The organism is Mycolicibacterium arcueilense, from assembly GCF_058536225.1.
In genome coordinates, this window is the sequence record NZ_JBZTYL010000009.1 from 1 (window position 1) to 14,755 (window position 14,755).

The 14,755-nt window shown below is 66.6% G+C and carries 15 protein-coding genes; 8 read left to right on the top strand and 7 right to left on the bottom strand.

Annotated features, from left to right (window positions below):
* Positions 1-63 precede the first annotated feature (63 nt).
* A complete protein-coding gene (locus tag AC4LGL_RS14560) occupies positions 64-894 on the bottom strand; it encodes an alpha/beta fold hydrolase (protein WP_491839377.1) in 831 nt (276 codons plus the stop codon).
* Positions 895-956: 62 nt separating this feature from the next.
* On the opposite strand from AC4LGL_RS14560, the gene AC4LGL_RS14565 reads away from it, so the two are divergent.
* Positions 957-1,562 carry a TetR/AcrR family transcriptional regulator gene (locus AC4LGL_RS14565; RefSeq protein WP_491839378.1) on the top strand — a complete coding sequence of 202 codons (606 nt, stop codon included), beginning with the start codon at positions 957-959 and terminating at the stop codon, positions 1,560-1,562.
* Between the two features lie 190 nt (positions 1,563-1,752).
* On the opposite strand, the gene AC4LGL_RS14570 is transcribed toward AC4LGL_RS14565, so the two are convergent.
* Together AC4LGL_RS14570 and AC4LGL_RS14575 are read right to left on the bottom strand one after the other, a co-directional pair.
* Positions 1,753-2,943 (bottom strand): lipid-transfer protein, encoded by a 1,191-nt coding sequence (locus AC4LGL_RS14570; RefSeq protein ID WP_418010023.1) that lies wholly within the window; start codon positions 2,941-2,943, stop codon positions 1,753-1,755.
* Positions 2,944-2,958: 15 nt separating this feature from the next.
* A complete protein-coding gene (locus AC4LGL_RS14575) occupies positions 2,959-3,342 on the bottom strand; it encodes a hypothetical protein (protein WP_491839379.1) in 384 nt (127 codons plus the stop codon).
* Between the two features lie 75 nt (positions 3,343-3,417).
* Between AC4LGL_RS14575 and AC4LGL_RS14580 the strand changes: the two genes are divergently transcribed.
* Positions 3,418-3,555 carry a hypothetical protein gene (locus AC4LGL_RS14580; RefSeq protein ID WP_088305604.1) on the top strand — a complete coding sequence of 46 codons (138 nt, stop codon included), beginning with the start codon at positions 3,418-3,420 and terminating at the stop codon, positions 3,553-3,555.
* 30 nt (positions 3,556-3,585) lie between these two features.
* Positions 3,586-4,638 (top strand): NAD(P)H-dependent amine dehydrogenase family protein, encoded by a 1,053-nt coding sequence (locus tag AC4LGL_RS14585; RefSeq protein WP_491839380.1) that lies wholly within the window; start codon positions 3,586-3,588, stop codon positions 4,636-4,638.
* A 3-nt stretch (positions 4,639-4,641) separates the two neighbouring features.
* Here AC4LGL_RS14585 and AC4LGL_RS14590 read toward each other — a convergent pair whose 3' ends face one another.
* Positions 4,642-5,697 (bottom strand): zinc-binding dehydrogenase, encoded by a 1,056-nt coding sequence (locus tag AC4LGL_RS14590; protein ID WP_491839381.1) that lies wholly within the window; start codon positions 5,695-5,697, stop codon positions 4,642-4,644.
* A gap of 65 nt (positions 5,698-5,762) precedes the next feature.
* Between AC4LGL_RS14590 and AC4LGL_RS14595 the strand changes: the two genes are divergently transcribed.
* Positions 5,763-6,617 (top strand): class II glutamine amidotransferase, encoded by an 855-nt coding sequence (locus AC4LGL_RS14595; protein WP_491839382.1) that lies wholly within the window; start codon positions 5,763-5,765, stop codon positions 6,615-6,617.
* Positions 6,618-6,652: 35 nt separating this feature from the next.
* Entirely contained in the window at positions 6,653-7,510 is an 858-nt protein-coding gene (locus AC4LGL_RS14600) for a patatin-like phospholipase family protein (RefSeq protein WP_491839383.1), read from the top strand.
* A 1-nt stretch (position 7,511) separates the two neighbouring features.
* On the opposite strand, the gene AC4LGL_RS14605 is transcribed toward AC4LGL_RS14600, so the two are convergent.
* A complete protein-coding gene (locus AC4LGL_RS14605) occupies positions 7,512-8,465 on the bottom strand; it encodes a patatin-like phospholipase family protein (protein ID WP_491839384.1) in 954 nt (317 codons plus the stop codon).
* A gap of 305 nt (positions 8,466-8,770) precedes the next feature.
* Here AC4LGL_RS14605 and AC4LGL_RS14610 point away from each other — a divergent pair, with 305 nt between their 5' ends.
* Both AC4LGL_RS14610 and AC4LGL_RS14615 read left to right on the top strand, forming a co-directional pair.
* The gene (locus AC4LGL_RS14610) at positions 8,771-9,613 is read left to right on the top strand and encodes a Glu/Leu/Phe/Val family dehydrogenase (protein ID WP_491839385.1); all 843 of its coding nucleotides are present in this window, start codon (positions 8,771-8,773) and stop codon (positions 9,611-9,613) included.
* On the top strand, positions 9,580-10,059 hold the full coding sequence (locus AC4LGL_RS14615; RefSeq protein WP_491839386.1) for a Glu/Leu/Phe/Val family dehydrogenase: 480 nt from the start codon (positions 9,580-9,582) through the stop codon (positions 10,057-10,059). Before AC4LGL_RS14610 ends, AC4LGL_RS14615 begins: the two co-directional genes overlap by 34 nt.
* A gap of 6 nt (positions 10,060-10,065) precedes the next feature.
* On the opposite strand, the gene AC4LGL_RS14620 is transcribed toward AC4LGL_RS14615, so the two are convergent.
* Positions 10,066-11,418 (bottom strand): sulfatase-like hydrolase/transferase, encoded by a 1,353-nt coding sequence (locus AC4LGL_RS14620; RefSeq protein ID WP_491839387.1) that lies wholly within the window; start codon positions 11,416-11,418, stop codon positions 10,066-10,068.
* 9 nt (positions 11,419-11,427) lie between these two features.
* On the bottom strand, positions 11,428-13,017 hold the full coding sequence (locus AC4LGL_RS14625) for a SulP family inorganic anion transporter (RefSeq protein WP_491839388.1): 1,590 nt from the start codon (positions 13,015-13,017) through the stop codon (positions 11,428-11,430).
* Between the two features lie 30 nt (positions 13,018-13,047).
* On the opposite strand from AC4LGL_RS14625, the gene AC4LGL_RS14630 reads away from it, so the two are divergent.
* The gene (locus tag AC4LGL_RS14630) at positions 13,048-14,754 is read left to right on the top strand and encodes a SulP family inorganic anion transporter (protein WP_491839389.1); all 1,707 of its coding nucleotides are present in this window, start codon (positions 13,048-13,050) and stop codon (positions 14,752-14,754) included.
* Position 14,755 lies beyond the last annotated feature (1 nt).

A 14,755-nucleotide genomic window follows, 5' to 3' on the forward strand; every position in this document is an offset into this window, starting at 1 on the left:
GCTCGGCAATCAGCTTCACCCGATCAGACCACTACCGGTCGTAGGCTCGCTGATCAGTTCCCATTAGGCGCGCACGGCGATGGTCGACAGCAGATCGGCGAGCCGGTCCGGTCGGTCGACCATCGAGAACGTGCGGGCGCCGTCGATGACCTCGAGGCGGGCCCCCGGGATGATCTTGGCGAGGCGTTCACCGTCGCCGAGTTCGAAGAACACGTCGTCGGCCGACCATGCGATGAGCGTCGGCTTGTCGAATTCGGGCAGCCGTGCGGCCACCTCGATGGTGACCTCGGTGCGCAACGAGCGGGTGAACTGCCGGAGGTCCTCGGCGATCGCCGGATTCGACAGCGCGGTACGCACCCACTCGTGGGTGAGCGCGTCGATGTTCGAATGCGCCAGCCCGGCGTATGCCCGCTTGCGCACGGCCGGGATCCGCACGGCCTGGGTGCCGACCCGGAACAGTGCCTTGGATTTCGCCGCCGCAATGAGCGGTTTGAGGATCGGCGGCGGAAAGTGTTCGAACGCATCGCAACTCGTCAGCACGAGGGCGCCGATCCGCTCCGGATGATGCACGGCGACCAGTTGGGTGACCACGCCGCCGGTGTCATTGGCGACCAGTACGACGTCGTCGAGATCCAGTGCGGCCAGGGTGTCGGCGACGATGTTCGCCACACCGCGGATGCTCCGGTCGGCGCCCGGCCGCAGCGGTTCGGGATGCGCGCCGAGCGGCCAGGTCGGGACGATACAGCGGAGGCCCTGCGAGGCCAGGCGTGCGCTCACCTGCCGCCACAGCTGACCGCCCATCATGTACCCGTGCACGAAGACCACCGGCCTACCGTCCTTCGGGCCGAATTCCTCGTAATGGATGGTTCCGGCGTTAATCTCAATGGTCGACATGGATGACTCCCAGCTCGATACACATTTACAAACAGCGTGTCCGTAACTTACCAACAGGGTGTATGGAAAACAAGAGACGTACCCAGGAAGAGCGCTCCGCGGCGACCCGCGAGGCGCTGATCGCTGCCGCCAGGAGACTGTGGGGCGAACGTGGGTATGCCGAGGTGGGCACGCCGGAGATCGCCACTGCCGCCGGGGTTACCCGTGGCGCGATGTACCACCAATTCGCTGACAAGGCAGCACTTTTCCTCGCGGTGGTGGAGGTGGTGGAGCAGGATGTGATGGGTCGGCTGGCAGTCGAGGTGGCCGCATCGGGTGCGACGACGCCGGCCGATGCGATCCGGGCCGCGGTCGACGGCTGGCTGGAGGTGTCCGGTGATCCCGAGGTGCGGCAATTGGTCCTGCTCGACGCCCCGAGTGTGCTCGGTTGGGCAGGCTTCCGCGACGTCGCCCAGCGCTACAGCCTCGGAATGACCGAGCAGCTCCTTGCCGAGGCGATCAAGGCGGGCCAGCTCGCGAAACAGCCGGTGCGGGCGCTGGCTCATGTGCTGATCGGTGCGCTCGACGAGGCGGCCATGGCCATCGCCACCGCTGAGGATCCGAAGAAGGCCCGCCGCGAGATCAGGCAGGTGTTACGCCGCCTGGTCGATGCGATGTTGTCGGGCTAGTTTTCCCCGCGCTGCCGGCTTTGTCACGCCAGAGTGGCTGTCGGCTTCGGGAGCCACTCTGGCGTGACAGAGGGGAGTCGGGCCGCTCTGAATTGTCACGCTAGCGTGACGCTCGAGCTCGAGAGCCACTCCAGCGTGACAAACCGCGACCGGCGCGGAGACCCGGCGCGGGGAAGCGCCCGGGGAAGGGTTAGCGCTCGGCGCGCTGGTAGGCCGTCACGACGGCCGCGCCGCCGAGGCCGATGTTGTGCTGCAGGGCGGCGGTGACGCCGTCGACCTGACGCTTGTCCGCAGTGCCGCGCAACTGCCAGGTCAGCTCGGAGCACTGGGCCAGGCCGGTCGCGCCCAGTGGGTGGCCCTTGGAGATCAGCCCGCCGGACGGGTTGACCACCCAGCGACCGCCGTAGGTGGTGTCGTTGTTGTCGATCAGCCGCGGGGCCTCGCCCTCACCGCACAGGCCCAGGGCTTCGTACAGGAGCAGCTCGTTGGCGGAGAAGCAGTCGTGCAGCTCGATGACCTGGAAGTCCTCGGGTCCGAGGCCGGACTGTGCGTAGACCTGTTGGGCCGCTTGAACGTTCATGTCGTAGCCGATGATGTTGGCGGCGCTGCCATCGAAGGTCGAGGCGAAGTCGGTGGTCATCGCCTGCCCGACGATCTCGACGGCCTGCGAGGCCAGTCCGTGCTTGTCGACGAACGCCTCACTGGCCACGATCGCCGCACCCGACCCGTCAGAGGTGGGGGAGCACTGAAGCTTGGTCAGCGGATCGGAGATCATCTTGGCGCCCAGGATGTCGTCGAGGGTGTATTCGTCCTGGAACTGTGCATACGGGTTGTTCACCGAATGCTTGTGGTTCTTGTAGCCGATCTTCGCGAAATGCTCGGCCGTGGTGCCGTACTTTTTCATGTGCTCGCGGCCGGCCGCGCCGAACATCCACGGTGCGACGGGGAAGGCGAACTCGTCGATCTCGGCCAGCGCCTTGACGTGCTTGCCCAGCGGAGACTCGCGGTCCTGTGCACCCGCCTGAAGTGAACCGGGCTGCATCTTCTCGAAGCCCAGCGCCATGGTGCAATCGGCCAGGCCACCGCGAATCGCCTGTGCGGCAAGGTAAAGCGCGGTCGAGCCAGTGGAACAGTTGTTGTTGACGTTGACGATCGGGATGCCGGTCATGCCGAGCTCGTAGAGCGCGCGCTGGCCCGAGGTGGAGTCACCCGAGCAGTACCCGACGTAGCCCTGCTGCACCTGGTCGTAGGAGATGCCGGCATCCTCGAGCGCCTTCGTGCCCGACTCGCGCGCCATATCGGGGTAATCCCAACCTTCACGCCGGCCGGGCTTCTCGAACTTCGTCATCCCCACACCGACGACAAACACTTTGTTAGCCATGCAACGGAACATACTTCATGGCGAAACGCGGTCAACCGTCTTCAACTGGAGTTGCCGCAGCCGCACCACCAGCGCCGCGCCGGCCAGCACAGAGAACAACCCGAGCTGCCACCAGTTCGCCGGGTTGCCGCCGTCGCGGTCCAGGAAATGATTGACCGCGTGCAGGGTGTTGGCCACCAGGAAACCCGTCAGCACCACGGCGATCACATCGCGCCACCACAGCGCGAACAGCATCGTCACCGCGATCCCGATCTGGAAGACGCCGGCATCGTGCAGGAAGTGGACGTGGTTGGGCCAGTTCGCCCACTGGGCGAACGACGCCGGGTCGATGCGCATCCACACCCCGGTCACCAGCATGCTCAACGCCGCGAGGACCACGACGACCTGAATGAATTTCATCTGCATATCCATCAGACGGCACAGCCCGCCGGGATGTGACAGTCACGTTTGGCCGGGCTGTCTCGTCCACGGAACATGACCTACCTCGCGGACCATTCCCTGCTGCTGACCGTGCCGGCATTTCTCCCCGCGGTCCTGGTGGTGCTCGTCGTCTCGTACGTCGCGCGGCGGGAACGTACTTCCGCTGACGACGAGGGTGGTGTAGACCAGTAGAACGTGTTCTAGTTTCGCCGAGGAGGGGTCTTGACGCTCAAAGTCGTGCAGTGGGCAACCGGTGGCGTCGGCGTGGCCGCCATCAAGGGCGTGCTGGAACACCCTGACCTGAAGTTGGTCGGTTGTTGGGTGCACTCGGACGCCAAGAACGGCAAGGACGTCGGCGAGCTCATCGGCACCGATCCGATCGGGGTCACCGCGACCAACAGCGCCGAAGAGATCCTGGCACTCGACGCGGACGCGGTGATCTACTCGCCGCTGATCCCCAACCCCGACGAGGTCGCCGCGCTGCTGCGTTCGGGCAAGAACGTGATCACCCCGGTCGGCTGGCTGTACCCGAGCGAGAAGCAGGCCGCACCGATGCGGGCCGCGGCACTGGAAGGCAATGCCACGCTGCACGGCACCGGCATCGCGCCCGGCGGGATCAGCGAGAAGTTCCCGCTGGTGTTCTCCGCGATGGCGACCGGAGTGAACTTCGTTCGCGCCGAAGAGTTCTCCGACCTGCGCACCTATGACGCGCCCGACGTGGTGCGCCATGTCATGGGATTCGGCGGTACCCCCGACACTGCTCTGAGCGGGCCGATGCAGAAGATGCTCGACGGCGGCTTCATCCAGGCCGTCAAGATGGTCGTCGACCACATCGGGTTCAAGATCGATCCACGGATCCGCGCCACGCAGGAGATCGCCGTGGCCACCGCACCCATCGACTCGCCGATCGGCGTGATCGAACCCGGCCAGGTGGCCGGCCGCAAGTTCCACTGGGAGGCCCTCGTCGACGGCGAACCCGTCGTGCGGGTCACCGTGAACTGGCTGATGGGGGAGGAAAACCTCGACCCCGCATGGAATTTCGGTCCGGCCGGACAGCGCTACGAGATGGAGGTCCGCGGCAACCCGGACTTCACGGTCATCATCAAGGGGTTCCAGTCCGAGGCCGGTGAGGAGGGCCCCGAGTCCGGGGTCGTCGCGACTGCCGCGCACTGCGTCAACTCGGTGCCTGCGGTGTGTGCCGCCAAACCTGGTTTGGTGACCTACCCGGATCTGCCGCTGATCAGCGGGAAGGCCGCGCCCACGCTCGCCGGCTGAAGCTCAGGGCCGCACCAGGATCCGGATCGGATTGCCCTCCTGGCGCTCCAGCTTGTCGATGCCGAGGGCAATATCCTCCAGCGACACGATCTCGCTGATCGAGCGGGATAGGTCGAGGCGGCCGAGTGACACCAGCGTCGCCAACGTGGAGATGTCGACGTTCTGATAGCCCAGGTGGCCGAGCACCTGTTTCTGGGTCAGGCCGAACAACGACGTCGGACCGATTGTCGGCTCCTGGGCACTCATCCCGACCGCGACCAGTCGACCGCCGACGGTCAGTTGGCTCAGCGCCTGCTCGAACGTCGACTTGAGTCCCACGGCGTCGAACGCCACGTCCAGACCCCGGCCGCCGGTGACGTCGGCGATCTTCTCGCCCAGCCGCTCGTCGGCGGCGTCGAACGCGTAATCGGCGCCGAGTTCCAGCGCGCGCTCCAGCACCTCGGGCTTGATGTCGATGGCCACCACCGGCACCGCGCCCACCAACCGCGCCAGCTGCGCGATGTGCGTACCGACACCACCCAGTCCCCACACCCCGACTGACTCGCCGATCCCGACCTTGCCGGTGCGCACCACCGCGCCATACGGCGTCGACACCGCGTCGGCGAGGATCGCGGCCTGCTCCAGCGGCACGTTGTCCGGAACCCGCGTCAGCCCGACCGCCTGCGCCAGCGTGTATTCGGCCCACGCCCCGTCATAAGCGAAGGCCATCAACCGGATTCGCATGCAATTGGCGATATCGCCGCGCCCGCAGTTCGGACATTCCATGCAGGGCCGGCCCGCCGCCACGATGACGCGGTCGCCCTCGGCCCAACCGGTCACGCCGGGGCCGAGGCGGGCGATGGTGCCCGACGCCTCGTGGCCCTGCGTCACCACCGGGGCCTGCGCGGGGAAGGTGCCGTTGATCAGGCTCAGGTCGGAATGGCAGATCCCGCAGAACGCCACCTTGACCAGAACCTCGCCCGGCCCCGGTTCCGGGATCGGAACATCCTCCACCACAACTCTTTTGGTGTCGGCGTAGAAGCGCTCGGCCCGCATGGTCGGCCCAAGATCGGATGTCATGGCGTCCCCTTCTTCTGCCCGGCTACTATCGGAAATCATGGCACTTCATCGGGTGGGCTGAGGGCATGTGCCGATTGTTCGGTCTGCACGCCGGGCGCCGGCTCGTGCCGGCCACCTTCTGGCTGCTGGACGCGCCAGACAACCTTGCCGAGCAGAGCAGGCGCAACCCCGACGGGACCGGCCTGGGCGTATTCGGGGCCGACGGCATCGCAACCCTGCACAAGGAGCCCGTCGCGGCCTGGCGGGATTCCGAATTCACCACGGAGGCACACGATGTCACCGCTACGACGTTCATCGCGCACGTCCGTTACGCATCGACCGGGGCGCTCGACGTGGCCAATACCCATCCCTTTCTCCAGGATGGCCGGATCTTCGCGCACAACGGCGTCGTCGAGGGCTTGCCGGCCCTCGACGAGCGGTTGAAAGAACTCGGTGCCGCAGACCTGGTCAAGGGCCAGACCGACTCCGAACGCGTCTTCGCGCTCATCACCGCGGCCGTCCGGGCGAATGACGGTGACGTCGGCGCGGGCGTCGTCGAGGCCATCGGGTGGCTGGCCGACAACGTGCCGATCTACGCCGTCAATCTCCTGCTCAGCACGGCCACCGACATGTGGGCCCTGCGCTACCCGGACACCCACGACCTGTACGTGCTCGACCGCAGACACCCGGACAAAAGGCGCCTGCGCCTGCGCAGCCGGCGGATCCGCGCCGAATCCGAGCAACTGACCTCCCAGCCGTCAGTGGTGTTCGCCAGCGAACCGATGGACGGCGAGGACTGGCAGCTCATCACCCCCGGTGAGCTGGTGCACGTCGACGCGGACCTCAAGATCAACCGTCAGCAGGCATTTCCGGGCCCGCCGCGCCACCTGCTGCACCGCGACGACCTGTCCGCGAAGGCGGCCGCGTCGCAGCACGCGTAGCTGCCCCTCGAGGAGCCCTGGCACACTCGACTGTCGTGACTTCCAAACGCGCACTGGTCCTCGCCGGTGGCGGTATCGCAGGCATCGCCTGGGAAACCGGCATCCTGCAGGGCATCGCCGACGAATCCCCCGAAACAGCCGATGCGCTGCTGGCCGCCGACGTGCTGGTCGGAACGTCGGCGGGTTCGACGGTGTCCGCGCAGATCGGCAGCGGGCTGCCTCTGGAGGCGCTTTTCGAGCGCCAGGTCGGCGCCGAATCGGCCGAACTCGATCCCGGCGTGAGCATCGAGACAGTCACCGACCTGTTCGTCAAGGCGGTGTTGACCCCCAACACCACCAAGGCGCAGAAGCTGCAGCAGATCGGCGCCGTGGCACTGAGCGCCGCGACGGTGGATCCGGCGGTGCGGCGCAAGGTCATCGAAGCGCGTCTGCCGTCGCATGACTGGCCCTCTCGGGTGCTGCGGATCTCGGCCGTCGACATCGACACCGGCGAACTGGTGACGCTGGACCGGGACTCGGGTGTGTCGCTGGTCGACGCGGTGGAGGCCAGTTGCGCGGTGCCCGCGGTGTGGCCGATCGTGTCGATCGCCGGCCGCCGGTTCATGGACGGCGGCATCGGCAGTGCGGTCAACATGGTGCTGGCCGCCGACTGCGACACCGTGGTGGCCCTGGTGCCGCAGGGCCGCTCGACACCTTCGCCCTTCGGGACCGGCGCCGCGCAGGAGATTGACGGCTTCGACGGCCGGTCGCTCGGCATCTTCGCCGACGACGAGTCCCTGGTCGCCTTCGGGGAGAACCCGCTGGACCCCGCCTGTCGGGTGCCCTCGGCGCAGGCTGGACGGACACAGGGACGGCGGGTGGCGGCTGAGGTCGCGAAGTTCCTGAAAGGCTGACTCAGACGTCGAGCGCGCGGGCGGCCAGCTGCCGGCCGATGTCGATGACCTCGGCGGCGCGGTGGAAGTCGAGGCTACGACAGACCGTGCGTGGCACCTCGATCAGCAGATCGGGCGGATAGGCCGCGAGCGTGTGGCGTGCCAGCGCGGCCTGCGCGATATCGATGGTGCGGTTCATCACCTCGAAGCTGCCCAGCCGGGGAACCTCGGGCACATCGGGTTCCTCGGGCTCGTCCGGCTCGGTACCGGCTTCCGCCTGTTCCCCTTCCGGTTCAGCCGATGCGCTCGAGCGACTCGGCACCACGGTGTCCATCAATGCCGTGGTGCTTCGCAGCATCCTGTTGAGCCATTCAGTGGTGGACCGGGACTTGGAGCCGGAATCTGGCTCAGGGTCGGGCTCCGCGCCCGCGGACTCGCTGCCGGCGAGGCTGACCGCGATGGTGAGATCGGCGTTGACAGCGGCGATCGGTGCCATCGGTAGCGGGTCGAGGATGCCGCCGTCACCGAGCAGACGACCGTCGAGAACGTGCGGGGCGATCACCCCCGGGATGGCGATCGATGCCCGGATCGCCTCGTCGACCGGGCCTCTCTGCAGCCAAACCGATTTGCCGGCGATCAGATCGGTCGCGACCGATGTATAGGGGATGGGTAGGTCTTCGATGGTCACCTCGCCGAGGATGTCGCGCACGGCGTCGAGGATCTTTCCGGCGCGCAGGATGCCGGCCGCGCTGATCGACGGGTCGAGCAGCCGCAACACCGCTCGCTGTGTCAGAGTCCGTGCCCAGTCGGCGAAATCGTCGAGCTTGCCGGCCGCGTGCAGCCCGCCCACCAGCGCACCCATCGATGACCCGGACACCCCGACGACCTCGTAACCGCGGTCGGACAGTTCGTTGATCACTCCGATGTGCGCATAGCCACGAGCTCCGCCACTACCGAGGGCCAGAGCAACACGCATACCTCCATTCTGAAGCACCTGAGAGGCATGGTCACCAACCCGACCCGGATCGGCGGCCCCGCTACCAAGAGTCTTAGAACATGGTTTGAGACGAGTTCTGGATGCGGCGTGCGCAGGCGATGCCAATTAACATCGATACGAGGACATTTCGGCCCGGCCGCCTGTGCCGTCCGTGTGGTAGGCGGCGATCTACGGCTGCCATGGTTGCACAGTCAGGCATTCAAAAATGTGCAGATCGGCACTGCTGGGCCAGCCCCCGGATGCCTACCGTTCTGGCATCAGGTCAACCGACAACAGGAGAAGGCGTGACGACGATCGAACACACCGCGGCCGACCCCGCCCAGCTGGCCACCCCCGGAAATCCGTTTGACGACGCGCGTGCTCAGTTACACGACGCTGTCACGATCCTCGGCTACGACACCGGGACGTACGAGCTGCTGGCCAACCCGCGGCGTGAGCTCACCGTGGCCGTACCGCTGCATCGGGACTCCGGTGAGATGGAGCTCCTCATCGGACATCGGGTGCAACACAACGTCTCTCGCGGACCGGCGAAAGGCGGATTGCGCTATTCCCCCGATGTGACACTCGACGAAGTCCGGGCCCTGGCGATGTGGATGACGTGGAAGTGTGCGCTGCTCGATGTGCCCTACGGCGGCGCGAAAGGCGGTATCCGCATCGATCCGCGTCAGTACAGCCGCTCGGAACTGGAGCGGGTCACCCGTCGCTACACCAGTGAGATCAGTCCGCTGATCGGGCCGGATCATGACATCCCCGCGCCCGATGTCGGCACCGACGAGCAGACCATGGCCTGGATGATGGACACCTATTCCGTCCAGAAGGGGCACACCGTGCTCGGTGTCAGCACCGGAAAGCCGGTGAGCCTCGGCGGTTCTCTGGGCCGCGCCACGGCGACGTCGCGCGGGGTCGTTCATGTCGCGCTGGCTGCGCTGCGGTCCCGAGGCATCCGCGTCGACGGCGCCACCGCCGCGGTACAGGGCTTCGGGAAGGTCGGCCGGCACGCAGCGCGTTTCCTGGCGGATGCGGGGATGCGCGTGGTCGCCGTATCCGACCAGTACGGCGCCGTCAAGCGGATTCCGGCCTCGACATCGGGACCTTGGCGAGTCATGTCGACGCCACCGGTTCGGTGATCGGCTTTGCGGATGCGGATGCGACCAGCAACGAGGATCTGCTCGGCGCCGACGTCGACCTGCTGGTTCCGGCGGCGATCGAAGGGGTGATCCACGCGGGTAACGCAGCGCAGATCAAGGCCTCCATCGTGGTCGAAGGCGCCAACGGCCCGACGACACCCGAGGCCGACCGCCTACTCAATGAGGCTGGAACACTGGTGGTTCCGGATATCCTGGCCAACGCCGGCGGCGTCATCGTGTCGTATTTTGAGTGGGTGCAAGCCAATCAGGCCTATTGGTGGGGTGCCGACGAAGTCGAGGCCCGGCTGGCCGAACGCATGCTGACCGCTTGGGAGCACGTCAGCGCCCATGCCGAGAAACTGCGCCTACCGCTGCGAGCGGCTGCGACCTGCCTGGCCGTCGAACGCGTTGCCGAGGCCGGACAACTCCGCGGCCTCTACCCGTAGCGGCAATCACGGTGCAGTTGGCACGTAGTCGAGAGCCGCGCCCGCGGGCACCGGCGGCTCGATACGGGTCGACTCGAGATACCGCTCGACAATGTCGTTCAGGTGGTAGGCAGCCCAGGTATGTAGGTGGGGCAGCGGGATCGGCTCGCGCTCATGTGGGTCGGTCAACAGATTCGTCAACCGTGGGGTTGCGAGCGGCGTGGGGGGATCGAATATGTGAGTCTGTGCCACGAGGCTCAGTTTGAAGTTCCGCCACTTCGCGCCGTACAGCGTCGGTCCCATCCAGTACGGGAAACCATCGCGGTTGGAGTGCGGTTGCTGTCCGGTGAGCCAATCGATTTGGTCGACGCCGTCGACGATCCGGTCCGTCGGCTCCGAGGTGCCGGCGGCCCTCACAATGGTGGTGAACCAGTCGCAGACATGCATGATGTCGTCGCTCGCTGTGCCTGCAGGGATCTGACCAGGCCAGCGTGCGATGCACGGGGTGCGTAGGTTCCCTTCTCCGCCTGCGAAATACGATCCTCGCCAGTAGCCTGGGCTCCCTCGCCACAGCAGAGCATCCTCGGGACCATTGTCACCGGCGAAGACCACCAGGGTGTTGTCGTCGACGCCGAGTTCACCGAGTAGATCCAGCAGGCGGCCGAAATCGGAATCGAGCTCGACCAGGGCGTCCGCCCACTCACCGTGACCGGACACACCCTCGAACTCCTTCCGGGGAATCACCGGCAGGTGCATCAACGAGTGATTGAAGTACACAAAGAACGGTTGCCCGTCGTCGACGTTATGACGGATGAACGCTTCGGCACGGTCCAGGTATGTAAGGTCGCAGTCTCGGCGCACATCAAGAGTCAACTGTTCGCCCTCCGTGACGTCGGCGTCACCCGCGGTGATCTCGAGCATCCGACTGACCATGTCGCGCTCGGGGTCGTAGAGCGGGTCGGTCGGCCAGAGCGCCTCGTCATAGGTGCGAGGCGGCCCGACCCATTCCTGAAACCCCTTTTCCGTGGGCCAACGTCCCGGACCTTCGCCGACGTGCCATTTGCCGTAGGCGGCGCAGGCGTAGCCGGCATCGCTCAACACGTCACCGAGCGTGCGTTCCCAGGCGACCAACCCCCAGCCGCCCGCTTTTCCCAGCGGCACGGAATGGGTTCCGGACCGTATCGCGTGGCGACCGGTGAGTAACGCCGACCGCGTCGGCGTGCACTGAGACTCGGGGGCGTAGTTCGTCAAACGGAAGCCCTGTTGGGCGAACGCATCTATGCGTGGCGTCGTGGCACCGCGGAACGGTCCGCCGCTGAAACAGCTCAGCTCACCGAAACCGAGGTTGTCGACGTGGAAGAACACAACATTTGGCGGCATGGAACTCTCCTATCCGGCGTCGTCGACGGTGTCGTGGTAGCGGCCCTGCGCTTCGACGTCCTGCCACCATGGCCAGCGCTTCGCCATCTGGTGCAGGTCATCGCGCAAGCCCACGTAGCGGACCTCCACGCCGACGAGTTCGGTTTCCAGGTCCCGTAATCCGTCCAAGATCGTGGATGTCAGCCACGGCAACCGGGACAGATCGAGCACGATGACATCCGGCCGCAGATCGCACGCGTCGACCTGTGCGACAACCTCATCGATGTTGGCCCGCAAATTGGCTGTGTACAGGCCGAGCTCGAACCGAAGAGTCAGAGGCTCCCCGGAGATCTGTACCACGTGCGCTCGATTGGCCTCCCGCAGTACGAAATACAGGGTGAGCAACACGCCGACGGCGACGGCAGGCAGGAGTCCGACGGTCAGGCCGAACACTCCGACGATCGCGGCCAGGCTGAACTCCAGCTTGTCGAACCGGTATAACCGCTGCAGGGCGCCGATATCGATGAGACCCAGCACGGCGACCAGCACCATCGCTCCGAGCGTGGCCTGCGGCAGCTCCGAGAGCACCGGTGCCAGGAATACTGCGGCCAGCACGGCCAGCCCGGCCGTCACCAGGCCACAGACCTGTGACCTGGCGCCGGTGCGTAGGTTCATCCCGGTCTGGGAGAACCCACCGGCCGGCGGCAGCGTGTGGAAGAACGAACTCACCAGGGCGGCAATACCGTTGGCGGATAGTTCGCGGTCGGCATCGATCTGTGGTTCGTCAGGGCGGCGGACACCGCGGGCAACCGCGACGGTTTCCAGGAAGGCCATCATGGCGATGGCCAGCGCGCCGGGGATCAGGTGCCCGATGTGGTCGAGCGCGGGCAGCGCCGGCATCGGGATACCGTGCGGTACCTCGGGGATCAATGCCACGCCCATCGACGGCAGGCCGCCGAACGCGGCCAGCGCGATTCCGATGGCCACCACGATCAGTGGACCGGGTACCAGCGGCGCGAACTTCCCGATCAACAGCAGCACGGTGATGGTGACGACGGCCAGCAGCACTGTGGGCAGGTTCGCCTGCCCGATCTGGCGCAGCGCCGACCACAGGATGTGGAAGAAGCCGGTGGCGTGCGGATTATCTTCCACACCAATGAGTTTGGGTAGCTGGGCGGCGGCAACCGTCAGGCCGACGCCGGCCTTGAGTCCCAGTAGCGTCGCCTCGTTGACGTTCTCGATGATCGCGCCGAGTCGCAACACCCGCGCGGCCAGCAGGAACACGCCGACCAACAGTGTCAGCGTGATCAGATGCGACGGCGCGTCCGGCGAACCGGCCGCGATCCCCGCGCCGATCATGGTCGACGCGCTCAGCGTGGCGATGGTCGACGTGGTGGTGACGCTCGTGGTCCGCGACCCGCCGATGAACGCGTACACCACCAACGGCAACATGCACGTGTACAGGCCGAACTGCACCGGCATGTGGGCCACGGTGGCGTAGGCCATGGCCTGCGGAATGATCACGGCTCCGGCGGCCAGTCCGGCCACCACGTCGGCGCGCAGCCATTCGCGCTGATACGGAAGGATTCCCGGCACGCGCACATCCGCAGTATCGCCCACGGTGGACTCATTCGTGGGAGGGTTGAACCCGTGGGTGCGCCAACCTTCGCTCGGAAACTGGGCCGTCCCAAGCCCCGTGACGTCATCGCGGGCCTGGTAACAGGTCTGTTCTCCATTCCGGAAGGCATGGCCTACGCCAGCATCGGCGGTTTCAACCCCGTCACCGGCATCTACGCGGGTGTCATGCCCGGCATCGTCGGGTCACTGTTCGCCCGCACGGTGCTGATGGTGACGACGTTGACCAGCGCGATCGCCCTGACGTCGCGCAGCGTCCTCAAAGAGGCCGGGCTCGACCCAGCAGTCCCGGCAAATGTCGCTGCACTGGCCCTCGTGGTCGGCGTCGTGATGCTGCTGTTCGGTCTCCTGCGATTCGGCTCGATCATGAACTTCGTCTCCAACGCCGTGATGACGGGCTTCTCCACCGGAATTGCCCTTCAGATCATCGCCGGCGTCCTCGGCGACTCGACGGGGTACAAGCCGCAGAGCGGCAACACCATCGGCAAGTTCATCGACTCGCTCGCGCACATCGGCCTATGGCACCCGGCGGCGCTTGGCGTAGCGCTGGGCACCGTGGCGGTGTGGGCGGTGTTCCACTTCATCAAGCCGCTCGAATCCTTCGCGACGTTGCTCGCGCTCGTGGTGGTCACCGCGGTGGTGGCCGTCGCGCACATCGACGTCGAAACCGTCGGCGACATCGCGTCGATCGCGAATGCGCTTCCGCCCGTGACCGTTCCGAACTTCGCCGCCATGCCAGAACTGATCGTCGGCGGCGTGGCAGTGGCGCTCGTCGCGCTGGCCCAGGCCGCCGGAATCTCGGCGGCAGTGCCCAACCCGGACGGCAGCCGCACCAACATGAACGGGGACTTCCTGGCCCAGGGCGCGGCGAACGTGGCGGGCGGCATGTTCGGCGCGCTGCCTGCCGGCGGCTCACTCTCGCGCACCGGGGTGGCGACGTCGGCGGGCGCCCAGACCCGGTGGGCCGGCATCTTCGCCGGGTTGTGGCTTGCGGTGCTGGTGCTGGTCGCCGGTTCGGCCGCCGAGATCATCCCGATGCCGGTGATCGGCGGGCTGATCCTGGTGATCGGCGCCGAACTGGTGGTCGGCCGGCTGCCCGACATCAAGCTGGTGCTGCGGGTCGCGCCATTGTCCGCGGTGGCGATGCTGGTGACATTCGCGGCCACCACACAGCTGCCACTGCACACCGCGATCCTGATCGGCGTGATCACCTCGCTGGTGCTCTACTGCGCCAAAGCCGCCGAGAGCGCGCAGCTGATGGCGCTGACCCCGGACCCGGACGGTGGCTGGCAGCAGGCACCGGTCCCCGAGCAGTGCGCGAGCAACGACGTCACCGTGCTGCACTACGCCGGGGTCGGGCTCTTCGCCGAGGTGGCCCGCATCGACGAAACCTGGCCGCGCGCCGAGGGCACCACCAATGCCGTCGTGGTGCTCAGCCTGCGATCGCTGCCCGATGTGCCGTCGTCGGTGACGATCAAGGCACTGCGTCGGTGGGCAGGCCAGCTGACCGCCAACAACGGCAGGCTGATCATCGCCGGCGTCAACCCAGGGACCGCGGAGGTATTGCTGCGCGGTGGGCTGGACGACCTCCTTGGCACCGACGGCGTCGTTCCGGCATCCGACCGGATCTTCGGGGCGCTCGACATCGCCGTCGAGCGCGGCCGGGCCTGGGTGGCTGCCCAGGGTGGTCCGGGGGATTTACCGCAGCGTGATTCGAACTGAC

Bases quoted from the DNA above. Each gene is read 5' to 3' on its own strand.
- AC4LGL_RS14565 (WP_491839378.1), top strand. From the start codon at position 957: ATGGAAAACAAGAGACGTACCCAGGAAGAGCGCTCCGCGGCGACCCGC.
- AC4LGL_RS14580 (WP_088305604.1), top strand. From the start codon at position 3,418: ATGACCTACCTCGCGGACCATTCCCTGCTGCTGACCGTGCCGGCATTT.
- AC4LGL_RS14620 (WP_491839387.1), bottom strand. From the start codon at position 11,418: ATGCCGCCAAATGTTGTGTTCTTCCACGTCGACAACCTCGGTTTCGGT.
- AC4LGL_RS14605 (WP_491839384.1), bottom strand. From the start codon at position 8,465: ATGCGTGTTGCTCTGGCCCTCGGTAGTGGCGGAGCTCGTGGCTATGCG.
- AC4LGL_RS14575 (WP_491839379.1), bottom strand. From the start codon at position 3,342: ATGAAATTCATTCAGGTCGTCGTGGTCCTCGCGGCGTTGAGCATGCTG.
- AC4LGL_RS14570 (WP_418010023.1), bottom strand. From the start codon at position 2,943: ATGGCTAACAAAGTGTTTGTCGTCGGTGTGGGGATGACGAAGTTCGAG.
- AC4LGL_RS14560 (WP_491839377.1), bottom strand. From the start codon at position 894: ATGTCGACCATTGAGATTAACGCCGGAACCATCCATTACGAGGAATTC.
- AC4LGL_RS14590 (WP_491839381.1), bottom strand. From the start codon at position 5,697: ATGACATCCGATCTTGGGCCGACCATGCGGGCCGAGCGCTTCTACGCC.
- AC4LGL_RS14595 (WP_491839382.1), top strand. From the start codon at position 5,763: ATGTGCCGATTGTTCGGTCTGCACGCCGGGCGCCGGCTCGTGCCGGCC.